Below are 11,157 nucleotides of genomic sequence, written 5' to 3'. Positions count from 1 at the left end.
CCGGCGTCACGATTTCGGGCATGCTGGCGGCATGGGCGACGTCACGGCCGACGACTCCGCCGCGGTCCGCGCCTCGGTGCTGCGGCTCCGGCGCACCACGGGGCTGCCCATGGTGTTCGGCGGGGCCCTGTCGGGCCCGGACCGGCTCCGCATCACCGAGCTCGTCGGCGGCCGGGCCGGCTCCCTGGACGGCCTCGTCGTGCGGGCCGGCAACGGGCTCGGCGGCAAGGCGATGGCGCTCGGCCGGCCCGTCTGGGTGAGCGACTACCCGCGCTCGGCCGCCATCAGCCACGACTACGACGGGCCGGTCGGCCGCGAGGGGCTGCTGTCGATCGTGGCGGTGCCGGTCGTCGTCCGGCACCGGCTGCGCGGCGTGCTGTACGGGGCGCTGCGCGAGCCGCTCGGCCTCGCCGACCGCGTCGTCGGCGCCGTCGTCGGCGCGGGCCGCGACCTGGAGCAGGACCTCGCCGTCCGCGACGAGGCGCGCCGCCTCGCCGCCGCGGCCCCGCCGGCGCCCGCGCCGGGCGCGGCCGCCTGGGAGCAGGTGCGGGCCGTGCACGCCGAGCTGCGCGACCTCGCCGAGCGGATCGACGACCCGCAGGTGCGGGCGCGGATCCTGGAGGCGTCGTCGCGGCTCGCCGCCGCCGGGCAGGGCGGGCCGGACGGGCGCCCGGCGGGGCCCGCGCTGTCGCCGCGCGAGGTGGACGTCCTGTCGCAGGTCGCGCTCGGCTGCACCAACGCCGAGGCCGCGCAGCGCCTCGGGCTGCTGCCGGAGACGGTGAAGAGCTACCTGCGGTCGGCGATGCGCAAGCTCGACGGCCACACCCGGCTGGAGGCCGTCACCGCGGCCCGCCGGGCCGGCCTGCTGCCCTGAGAGCCAGAGCGGCGGGCCGTGCGGCGCGCCCCCGCAGCCGCGCCGCCCGCGCCCGGCCTTCGGCGAACAACGCTGTACATGGTAACGCGGGCCCGGCGATTGGTACGTTGGATCGGTGGAACCCCCCGGCTACACGACCCTGCCGCGGGGACGACATCGGCTGACCCGCGAGCAGGTCGCCGCGTCCCAGCGCGACCGCCTGCTGCACGGCATGATCGAGGTCGTCGCGGACCAGGGCTACGCGCGCAGCTCGGTCGCCGACGTGCTGAAGCGCGCCCGCGTCTCGCGGGAGACCTTCTACGAGCACTTCACCGACAAGCGGCACTGCTTCCTGGACGCCTACCAGCGCGCCGCCGGGGAGATGGTCGCGGTGGTCGCCGCCGCGGTCGAGGACGCCGCCGGCGGCACCCCCCTGGAGCGGTTCTCCGCCGGGCTCACCGCCTACCTGGCGGGCCTCGCCCGGGACGGCGCGCGGGCCCGGGTGTTCCTGCTGGAGATCTACGCGGCGGGCCCGGAGGCGGCGCTGGAACGGTACGCGGTGCAGCGCCGGTTCATCGGCATCATCACGACGCTGCTGCTGTCGGATCCGCGCTGGCGGCGGCTGCCCGACCCCGAGTTCGCCTGCCGGATGGTCGTCGGCGGCATCGCCGGGCTCGTCAGCGGCAAGGTCGCCGACCACCGCACCGACGAGCTGCCGGAGCTGCACGGCCCGATCGTCGAGCACGTGCGGGCGCTGCTCGACGCCGCGCCCGTTCCCCCCGCCGTCCCCGACGAGAGGACCCCTGAGTGAGCGACGCGACCGGCCCGGCGGGCAAGCTGGAGATCCGCACCGACGGCGCCCCGGCGCCCGCGTGGGCGTTCTCCCAGGGGGTCCGCAAGGGCCCGCTGCTCCAGGTGTCGGGGCAGGGCCCGCAGGACCCGTTCACCGGCGAGTTCGTCGCGCCCGGCGACGTCGGCGGGCAGACCGCGCGGACCCTCGCCAACGTCAAGGCGGTCCTGCTCGCGGGCGGCGCGACCGTCGAGGACGTCCTGATGTTCCGCGTCTACCTCACCGACCGGGCGCACTTCGCCGAGATGAACGATGCGTATACGGCGTTCGTCGAGGAGAACTGCCCGAGCGGCGTGCTGCCCTGCCGCACCACCGTGTTCGTCGGGCTCCCGCACGCGTCCATGCTGGTGGAGGTGGACGCCCTCGCCGCCGTCGGCTGACACCGCCCCATATCGGGCGGACCGCCGCACGCCCGGCGGGCCGACCGATGATCGCCAACGGCTCCCGCGGGGACGTCTTCTCCCACTAACGTGGACTTATGGGGGTAAGTGAACCGACCGGCCCGGACCGGCGCACGGCACTGGCGCTGCTCGGCGTCGCGGGGCTCGCAGGGCTCGCGGCGCTCGGCGCCGACACCGTCGTCCCGTCCGAGGGCCGGGCCGCCGCCTGGCGCCGGCCGGCGCCGCGGGCGCGCGCCGCCGTCAACCCGGCCGGGCCCACCGCCCCGGCCGCGCCTCCCTCGCCGACCCCGCCACCGCCGCCGCCCCCGCCGGAGCCGCGGATGGCGGCCTGGTCGCCGCGGGCGCCGCTCACCAGCACCGCGCACCCCGTCCGCTACCTGCACGAGCTGACGCCCCCGCCGCCGCCGAAGTCGATCGCGCTGACCATCGACGACGGGCCGAGCCCGCTGTGGACGCCGCGCGTCCTCGACCTGCTGGACGAGCACGGCGTCAAGGCGACGTTCTTCATCATCGGCGAGCAGGTCGAGGAGTTCCCGAAGCTGACCCGGCGCATCGCCGACGCCGGCCACCAGGTGTGCAACCACACCATGACGCACCCCGACCTGTCGAACGCCTCCGCCAGGAAGGTGAAGCACGAGATCGTCGAGGCGCACGACAAGATCGCGCAGGTGACCGGGGTCGTCCCGTCGTTCTTCCGCGCGCCCGGCGGCGGCTGGTCGCACCGCGTGTACGACTGCATCGCCGAGCACAAGATGGTCCCGATCGACTGGTCGGTGGACCCGCGCGACTGGTCGCTCCCCGGCGTCGGGCACATCCGCCGGACGATGCTGTCGGCCAAGGCCGACGACATCCTGCTCTGCCACGACGGCGGCGGCGACCGCTCCCAGACGTTCGCGTCGCTGAAGACCGTCATCCCGGCGCTGAAGAAGCGCGGCCTCGCCTTCGTGGCCCTGTGACGCCGGGACCTCACCGGGCCGGGTTCCGGCTGTGCGAAGGACGTAACGGGGCGGACCGGGCGGACGTCACAACCGGGTAACAGGAGATCCCTACCTTTCCCGATGTCGCGGACATCGGGGAGGGACGACAGTGCCGGCTGCCACCACCGTGAAGTCCGTCTGCTCCTACTGCGGCGTCGGCTGCGGGATGCTGCTGGACGTCGAGACCGACCCGGCCACCGGGCGGCGCCGCGTCGCGGCGGTGCGCGGCGACCGCGACCACCCCGCCAACGCCGGGCGGCTCTGCACCAAGGGCGCCTCGACCGCCGAGATGCTCGCCGCACCGGGCCGCGCGACGACCGCGCTCGTCCGCGCCGACCGGGGCGCCGCGCCCGAGCCCGCCGGCGTCGACGAGGCGATCACCGGGACGGCGCGGCGGCTCCGCGCGATCGTCGACGAGCACGGCCCGGACGCGCTGGCGTTCTACGTGTCCGGGCAGATGTCGCTGGAGGCCCAGTACCTGGCGACCAAGCTCGCCAAGGGGTTCGTCGGGACCGCCCGCGTCGAGTCGAACTCGCGGCTCTGCATGGCGAGCGCGGCGAGCGGCTACAAGCTGTCGCTCGGCGCCGACGGCCCGCCCGGCTCCTACGACGACCTCGACCACGCGGACGTGTTCCTCGTCATCGGGTCGAACATGGCCGACTGCCACCCGATCCTGTTCCTGCGCATGATGGACCGCGTCCGGGCGGGCGCCAAGCTGATCGTCGTGGACCCGCGCCGCACCGCGACCGCCGCCAAGGCCGACCTGTTCCTCCAGGTCAGGCCGGGCACCGACCTCGCGCTGCTGAACGGCCTGCTGCACCTGATCGCCGCCGCCGGGGACCTCGACGAGGCGTTCATCGCCGCGCACACCGAGGGCTGGGACGCCGTCGAGGCGCTGCTCGCCGACTACCCGCCGGAGGCCGTCGAGGCGGCCACCGGCGTCCCGGCGGCCGACCTGCGCACCGCCGCCGCCTGGATCGGCGCGGCCGGCGAGTTCACGAGCTGCTGGACGATGGGCCTCAACCAGTCCACCCACGGCACCTGGAACACCAACGCCCTGGTCAACCTGCACCTGGCGACCGGGAAGATCCTGCGGCGCGGCAGCGGCCCGCTGTCGCTCACCGGCCAGCCGAACGCGATGGGCGGCCGGGAGATGGGCTACATGGGGCCCGGCCTGCCCGGCCAGCGGTCGGCGCTGAACGCCGCCGACCGCGCGTTCACCGAGGACCTGTGGGGCGTCCCGGGCGGCACGCTGCGCGCCGACCCCGGTGAGGGCACCGTCGCGATGTTCGAGCGGATGGCCGCGGGCGAGATCAAGGCGGCCTGGATCATCTGCACCAACCCCGTCGCGTCCGTGGCGAACCGGCGGACCGTCATCGAGGGGCTGGAGGCGGCGGAGTTCGTCGTCGCCCAGGACGGCTTCGCCGACACCGAGACGAGCGCCTACGCCGACGTGCTGCTGCCCGCCGCGATCTGGGGCGAGTACGACGGCGTCATGGTGAACTCCGAGCGGAACGTCACGCTCGGCCGCCGCGCCGCCGACCCGCCCGGCGAGGCGCTGCCGGACTGGCGGATCATCGCGCGGGTGGCGTGCGAGATGGGCTACGCCGAGGCGTTCTCCTACGCCTCCGCCGAGGAGGTCTTCGCGGAGATCCAGCGGGCCGCGAACCCCGCGACCGGCTACGACCTCGGCGGCGCCGGCTACGAGCGGCTGCGGCGCGCGCCCGTCCAGTGGCCCGCCGCGCCCGGCGGCGGCGACCGCAACCCCGTCCGCTACCTGGCGGACGGCCGCCCGCGCTTCCCGACGCCGAGCGGCCGCGCCGCGTTCCACGCCCGCCCGCACACGCTCCCCGCCGAGATGCCGGACGGCGACTTCCCGTTCCTGCTGAACACCGGCCGCGTCCAGCACCAGTGGCACACCCTGACCAGGACCGGCAAGGTCGCCAAGCTCAACAAGCTGAACCCCGGGCCGTTCGTGGAGATCCACCCGGACGACGCGGGGGCGCTCGGCGTCGCGGACGGCGACCGCGTCGAGGTCGCGTCCCGGCGCGGCAAGGCGGTGCTGCCCACCGTTGTCACCGACCGCGTCCTGCCGGGGAACTGCTTCGCGCCGTTCCACTGGAACGACCTGTTCGGCGAGTACCTCAGCGTCAACGCGGTGACGAGCGACGCCACCGACCCGGTCTCCCTGCAACCCGAGTTCAAGGCGTGCGCGGTGACGCTGGCGAAGGTCCCCGTGCCGGCGGACGTCGCGCCGGGCGCGGCGGGCGGGGTGGCGGCGGCGCTCGGCGTCGCGGACGTCCGCCCGCCGGCGTTCACCGGGCCGCAGCGGCACTACCTGGCCGGGTTCCTCAGCGGCCTGGAGGCGGCGCCGCCCGCCGCACCGCCCGTCCTGCCGGCCGGCGCCCCGTTCGACGAGGACGCGGCGGCGTGGGTGAACGGCCTGCTCGCCGCCCTCTCGGCGGCCCCCGCCGCCGCGCCCGCCCCCGCCGAGGAGGGCCGGGAGATCCTCGTGCTGTGGGCGTCGCAGACCGGCAACGCCGAGGAGGCCGCCGGGCTCGCCGCGCAGCGCCTCACCGGCGCGGGCTGGCGGCCCCGGCTCGTCCCCATGGACGCCTGCACGCCCGAGCGGCTCGCGGGCGGCACGCCCGTCCTGTTCATCACCAGCACCTTCGGCGACGGCGACGCCCCCGACAACGGCGCCGCGCTCTGGGAGGCGCTCGCCGCCGAGGGCCCGCCCGACCTGAACGGCAAGCCCTACGGCGTCCTCGCGCTCGGCGACTCCAGCTACAGCAGCTTCTGCGGGCACGGGCGGCGCCTCGACGACCGGCTGTCCGAGCTCGGCGCGACCCGGCTCGTCCCCCGCGCCGACTGCGAGCCCGACTACGCCGACGCCGCCGCCCGCTGGATCGACCGCGTCGTCGAGGCCCTCGGCGGCGCCGCCCCGGCCGCCGCGCCCGCGCCCGTCCCGGCGGCGGCGCCCGGCTCCTCGCGGACGGCGCCGTTCACCACGACGCTCCTGGAGAACCGGCTGCTCAGCCTGCCCGGCGCCGCCAAGGAGGTCCGCCAGTTCACCTTCGACACCCGCGGCGGCGAGCTCGCCTACGAGACCGGCGACTCGCTCGCCGTCCTGCCCGTCAACGACCCCGCCCTCGTCGCCGAGTGGCTGGCGGTCACCGGCCTGGACGGGGCGCGGCCCGTCGCCCTCGACGACGGCGCCGAGCTGCCGTTCGCCGAGGCCCTCGCCACCCGGCTGGAGATCGCCCGGCTGCACCCCGGGCTGCTCCGCCTCGCCCTCGACCTCACCGGCGACCGGCACCTGCGGCGCCTGCTGCGGCCCGGCAACGACGACGAGCTGGCCAAGTGGACCTGGGGCCGCCAGCCGCTCGACGTGATCGCCGAGCTGGACCTGCCCGGCACCGAGCAGGACTGGGCCGAGCGGCTCCGGCCGCTCCGCCCCCGCCAGTACTCGATCTCCTCCAGCCCGCGCGCCGACCCCGGCGTCGTCCGGCTCACCGTCTCGGTGATCCGCTACGAGAGCGCGGCGGGCGCGCCGCGCGGCGGCGTCTGCTCCACCTACCTCGCCGACCGCGCCGAGGGGGCGGAGGTACGGGTGTTCGTGCAGCGCGCCCCGCACTTCCGGCCGCCCGCCGACCCCGCCGCCCCCATGATCATGATCGGGCCGGGGACCGGCGTCGCGCCCTTCCTCGGCTTCCTGGAGGAGCGCCGGGCGCGCGGCGCCGGCGGCCCGAGCTGGCTGTTCTTCGGCGAGCAGCGCGCCGCGACCGACCACTACTACCGCGCCGAGCTCGCCGCCTACCGCGAGGCGGGCCTGCTGGAGCGCCTCGACCTCGCCTTCTCCCGCGACCAGCGCGCCAAGGTCTACGTCCAGGACCGGATGCGCGAGCACGGCGCCGCGCTCTGGCGCTGGATCGAGGACGGCGCCCACGTGTACGTGTGCGGCGACGCGACCCGGATGGCCAAGGACGTCGACGCCGCCCTCCGCGAGATCGCCGTCAAGCACGGCGGGATGGACGCCCCCGCCGCCGCGGCCCGCCTGAAGCGCCTCGCCGCCGAGCGCCGCTACGTCCGCGACGTCTACTGACCCCCCGGTCACCGGCGGCGGGGTGGACCCAGGTCCACCCCCGGGACGGGGTCCCGGCGCACTGCGGTTTCCGGGCGGGGCGCCCAGACTGGGATCATCGGTCGACGGGCGGAGGAAACCCCATGAACATCCGAGCGAGTCTGCAGGCCCCGGGACGGGGATTCCGGCTCTGGCTGCTGAGCGTGCCGGCACTGTTCGCGGCCACCGCGCTGCTGGTCTCGCTCGGGCTGGCCGGCGCCGGGATCGGCATCGTGCTCGTCCCGGCGGCGGTCGTCGCCGTCCGGCGCCTCGCCGACACGGCCCGCCGCCTCACCGGCGAGTGGACGGGCCACCGCGTCGAGCGCCCCTACCTGCCCGAGCCGGCCGGGCCGGAGAGCGCCTGGGGACGGTTCCTGCGGCTGGTGTCGGACCCGGCGACCTGGCGCGACCTCGCCTGGCTCCTCGCCGACCCGTTCGTCGCGATGTTCACCGCGCTGCTGCCGGCGCTGCTGCTCCTCTACGGGGCGTGGGGCTGGTTCCTCGCGCTCGGCGGCGGCCGCCTGCTGGTGGGGTACGGGATGAACGACTGGTACGCCTTCGTCCACGTCCACGAGGGCTACGGCGACGACCTCGGCGTCGTGGCGCTCACCGCCGCGCTCGGCACCGCCTTCCTCGGCCTCGGCCTGCGCTACGGGCCGCGCCTGCTGGACGTCTACGGCTCCTGGGCCGAGCTGATCCTCGGGCCGACCGAGGCGGCGCGGCTCGCCCTCCGCGTCGAGCACCTCACCGAGACCCGCTCGGACGCCCTGGACGTCTCGGCCGCCGAGCTCCGCCGCATCGAGCGCGACCTGCACGACGGCGCGCAGGCCCGGCTCGTCGCGATGGGCATGAGCCTCGGCGCGATCGAGCACCTCCTCGACACCGACCCGGCGCGGGCGCGGACGCTGCTCGCGCAGACCCGCGAGTCGTCCGCCAGGGCGCTGCACGAGCTGCGCGACCTCGTCCGCGGCATCCACCCGCCGGTCCTCGCCGACCGCGGCCTCGGCGACGCCGTCCGCGCCCTCGCCCTCGACCACCCGCTGCGCGTCGAGGTGAACGTCGACCTGCCCGAGCGGCCGGACCCGCCGGTCGAGTCGGCCGCCTACTTCGCCGTCGCCGAGCTGCTCACCAACGCCGCCAAGCACTCCGGCGCGGACCGCGTCTGGGTCGACCTGCGGCGGGAGGGCGGCGCCCTGCGGATCAGCGTCACCGACGACGGCGCCGGCGGCGCGACGCTCGCCGGCGGGACGGGGCTGCGCGGCATCGAGCGCCGCATCGGTACCTTCGACGGGGTGCTCGCCCTCACCTCCCCGCCGGGCGGCCCCACCACCGTCACCCTGGAGCTGCCGTGCGCGTCGTCCTCGCCGAAGACCTAGCCCTGCTGCGCGAGGGCCTCGTCAGCCTGCTGGAGGCGCACGGCTGCGAGATCGCCGCCGCCGTCGACAACGGGCCCTCGCTCCGCAAGGCGCTCCTCGACCACCGCCCGGACGTGGCGGTGGTCGACGTGCGGCTGCCGCCGACGTTCACCGACGAGGGGCTGCAGGCCGCGCTCGCCGCCCGCCGCGAGGTGCCCGGCCTGCCCGTCCTCGTCCTGTCGCAGTACGTCGAGCGGCTCTACGCCCGCGAGCTGCTCGCCGACGGCACCGGCGGCATCGGCTACCTGCTGAAGGACCGGGTGTTCGACGCCGCCCAGTTCGTCGACGCGGTCCGCCGCGTCGCGGCCGGCGGCACCGCCATGGACCCCGAGGTGATCTCCCGGCTGGTGGCGCGCGGCGGCCGGGACGAGCCGCTCGCCCGGCTCACCCCGCGCGAGCGCGAGGTGCTGGAGCTGATGGCCGAGGGCCGCTCCAACGCCGCGATCGCGCAGGCCCTCGTCGTCACCGAGCGGGCCGTCACCAAGCACACCGCGAACATCTTCGGCAAGCTCGGCCTCGCCGTCTCCGACGACGACAACCGCCGCGTCCTCGCCGTCCTCGCCTATCTCGACCGGGACCGCTGACCGCCCGGAAGGGGCACCGCAAATAAGTCACCGGGGAATTTTCCGGACGAAGGTCATCGCCATGTGCCCTTTTCGCTTTTGCCGGCCCCGCGCGGGAAGAGATAGTGAAGCGTCTTGCCCGGCAAGATGGCCCCGTTGGAGGGGATGATGACGACGGTTCTGCTGGTCCTGCTCTGCCTGGCGATCGCGGGGCGGGAGCTCTACCTGGCGACGGAGCGGAAGCGCACCTCGCCGGCCCCCGAGCTCGCCGAGCTGCGCCGGCGCCTCTCGGGGACCGCCGGGGACGTCGCCGAGCTGCGCCGCGAGCACGGCGCGCGGCTGGACGAGCTCGCGGGCGCCGCCGGCGCGGACGGCGCGGCCCCCGACGGGGCGCGGGACGCCGCCGTCGCCGAGCTGGACGCCCGCATCGGGTCGCTGGTCGCCCAGATCAACGACCGGGTCGTGCCGCAGGTCAACGACGGCCTCGCCGCCCAGCGCGAGTCGATCGACCTGCTGGCGGGCGAGGTCGCGGCGGTGCGCGAGCAGCTCGCCGGGCGGCTGGACCAGGCCGTCGCCGCGTCCCTCGGCGCCGACCCGGTGGACACCGTCGCCGGGGCGCTCGCCGCCGGGGACGCCGGGGCGCGCGCCGAGCTGGCGCGCTCCTACGAGCGGCTCGCCGGCCTGCACGGCCTGCACACCGAGATGGCGCTGCCCGTCGACGGCGGCGCGAGCGGCTGGCGCCTCCGCTACTACCTGTCGGGGCGCAGCCCGCGCGCGCTGGAACGCGACTTCATCGACCTGCTGCGGGTGCTGCGCGAGGGCGGCGCCGTCGAGCCCGAGGCGCGCGCGCTGCTGGACTGCCTGGACGCCATCGAGCGCGGCGGCGCGCAGATCGGGCCGCTCGTCGTCGTGCGGACGCCCGCCGGGCTCGCCTGCGGCGTCCTCACCCTCGCCGAGCTTCGCCGCAAGGACACCGCCGAGCTGCTGGCCGACCCCGACGGCACCGCCGCCGCCCTCGGCCGCCTCCCCGAGTCCCGCTTCTACGCCGCCCGCTGACCCGCGCCGGGACGCATCGGGACGCGCTAGGAGCGGCCCGTCCAGGTGAAGGCGGGGGTGCGGCGCTCCAGGAAGGCCGCGACGCCCTCGGCGGCGTCGCCGCCCGCGGCGACCTCGGCGAGCCAGCCCGCCACCGTGTCCTCCACCGGCCCGCCCGCCGCGATCGCGTCCACGATCTGCTTGGTGGCCTGCTGGGTGAGCAGCGACCGGGTGGTCAGGGTGGCGGCGAACGCGGCGACGCGGGCGTGCACGTCGGGCACCACCTCGTCGACGAGGCCGATCCGGAGGGCGTGCCCGGCGTCCACCAGCTCGGCCGAGAACAGCAGGTACTTGGCCGCCGCCGGCCCGACCAGCCGGACGATCCGCGCCGTCGCGACCGCCGGGTAGACGATCCCGAGCCGCGCCGGGGTGATCCCGAACCGGGCGCCCGCGGCGGCGAACCGCAGGTCGCAGGCCGCCGCGAGCTGGCAGCCGCCGCCGACGCAGAACCCCTCGATCGCCGCGATCGTCGGCTTCGGGAACGCCGCGAGCGCCTGCTCGGCGGCGGTGGACAGGTGCGGCTCGCCCGGCCGGTCGATGACGCCGAGCTCGCCGATGTCGGCGCCCGCGCAGAAGTCGCCGCCCGCGCCCGTCAGCACGACCACCCGCACGGCGGGGTCGGCGGCGAGGGCGTCCAGGTGGCCCGGCAGCGCCCGCCACATGTCGGCGGTCATCGCGTTGCGCTTGCCCGGCCGGTCGATGGTGATCGTCGCGATGCCGTCCGCGACGGCGCGGCGCAGGGCCATGGATCCCCCCTCTGAGCTCGCCCGGCGCTCGGTCGCCCGGGGCTCGTCCGCCGTCATCGTACGGGGCGGGACGGAACCCCTCCCGCCCCGGGCGCCGCCGCGCCCACCGCGCTGCCCCGGTACGCGAACCCGGC

At 76.3% G+C, this 11,157-nt stretch carries 9 protein-coding genes; 8 read left to right on the top strand and 1 reads right to left on the bottom strand.

Annotation, left to right across the window (positions count from 1 at the left end; genetic code table 11):
- The first annotated feature begins 31 nt into the window (after positions 1–31).
- From K1Y72_RS11710 to K1Y72_RS11675, 8 genes are all read left to right on the top strand, one after another.
- The gene (locus tag K1Y72_RS11710) at positions 32–874 is read left to right on the top strand and encodes a helix-turn-helix transcriptional regulator (protein WP_220165961.1); all 843 of its coding nucleotides are present in this window, start codon (positions 32–34) and stop codon (positions 872–874) included.
- A gap of 115 nt (positions 875–989) precedes the next feature.
- Complete coding sequence (locus K1Y72_RS11705; RefSeq protein ID WP_220165959.1) at positions 990–1,664, top strand: TetR/AcrR family transcriptional regulator; 675 nt, start codon at positions 990–992, stop codon at positions 1,662–1,664.
- Entirely contained in the window at positions 1,661–2,083 is a 423-nt protein-coding gene (locus K1Y72_RS11700; protein ID WP_308287020.1) for a RidA family protein, read from the top strand. The genes K1Y72_RS11705 and K1Y72_RS11700 overlap by 4 nt, the downstream gene beginning before the upstream one ends.
- Before the next feature lie 98 nt (positions 2,084–2,181).
- Positions 2,182–3,060: a polysaccharide deacetylase family protein gene (locus K1Y72_RS11695; RefSeq protein WP_220165957.1), complete on the top strand. Its 879-nt coding sequence runs from the start codon at positions 2,182–2,184 to the stop codon at positions 3,058–3,060.
- A gap of 130 nt (positions 3,061–3,190) precedes the next feature.
- Positions 3,191–7,186 carry a bifunctional nitrate reductase/sulfite reductase flavoprotein subunit alpha gene (locus K1Y72_RS11690; protein ID WP_308287019.1) on the top strand — a complete coding sequence of 1,332 codons (3,996 nt, stop codon included), beginning with the start codon at positions 3,191–3,193 and terminating at the stop codon, positions 7,184–7,186.
- Between the two features lie 122 nt (positions 7,187–7,308).
- A complete protein-coding gene (locus K1Y72_RS11685; protein WP_220165956.1) occupies positions 7,309–8,580 on the top strand; it encodes a sensor histidine kinase in 1,272 nt (423 codons plus the stop codon).
- Positions 8,553–9,203: a LuxR C-terminal-related transcriptional regulator gene (locus tag K1Y72_RS11680; RefSeq protein WP_220165954.1), complete on the top strand. Its 651-nt coding sequence runs from the start codon at positions 8,553–8,555 to the stop codon at positions 9,201–9,203. Before K1Y72_RS11685 ends, K1Y72_RS11680 begins: the two co-directional genes overlap by 28 nt.
- 147 nt (positions 9,204–9,350) lie before the next feature.
- Positions 9,351–10,238, top strand: a complete 888-nt coding sequence (locus K1Y72_RS11675) for a hypothetical protein (RefSeq protein ID WP_220165952.1) — start codon at positions 9,351–9,353, stop codon at positions 10,236–10,238.
- Between the two features lie 26 nt (positions 10,239–10,264).
- Here the strand turns inward: K1Y72_RS11675 and K1Y72_RS11670 are convergent, their stop codons facing one another.
- Positions 10,265–11,023 carry an enoyl-CoA hydratase/isomerase family protein gene (locus tag K1Y72_RS11670; RefSeq protein ID WP_220165950.1) on the bottom strand — a complete coding sequence of 253 codons (759 nt, stop codon included), beginning with the start codon at positions 11,021–11,023 and terminating at the stop codon, positions 10,265–10,267.
- Positions 11,024–11,157: the final 134 nt, after the last annotated feature.

Source organism: Actinomadura parmotrematis (assembly GCF_019458805.1).
Taxonomy (GTDB): Bacteria; Actinomycetota; Actinomycetes; order Streptosporangiales; family Streptosporangiaceae; genus Spirillospora; species Spirillospora parmotrematis.
The sequence above is the reverse complement of the archived record's forward strand: the minus strand, read 5'-3'. Positions and strand labels throughout refer to the sequence as shown.

Excerpts from the sequence above, each read along its gene's own strand:
- K1Y72_RS11710 (WP_220165961.1), top strand. The coding sequence starts at position 32 with ATGGGCGACGTCACGGCCGACGACTCCGCCGCGGTCCGCGCCTCGGTG.
- K1Y72_RS11695 (WP_220165957.1), top strand. The coding sequence starts at position 2,182 with ATGGGGGTAAGTGAACCGACCGGCCCGGACCGGCGCACGGCACTGGCG.
- K1Y72_RS11685 (WP_220165956.1), top strand. The coding sequence starts at position 7,309 with ATGAACATCCGAGCGAGTCTGCAGGCCCCGGGACGGGGATTCCGGCTC.
- K1Y72_RS11675 (WP_220165952.1), top strand. The coding sequence starts at position 9,351 with ATGACGACGGTTCTGCTGGTCCTGCTCTGCCTGGCGATCGCGGGGCGG.
- K1Y72_RS11670 (WP_220165950.1), bottom strand. The coding sequence starts at position 11,023 with ATGGCCCTGCGCCGCGCCGTCGCGGACGGCATCGCGACGATCACCATC.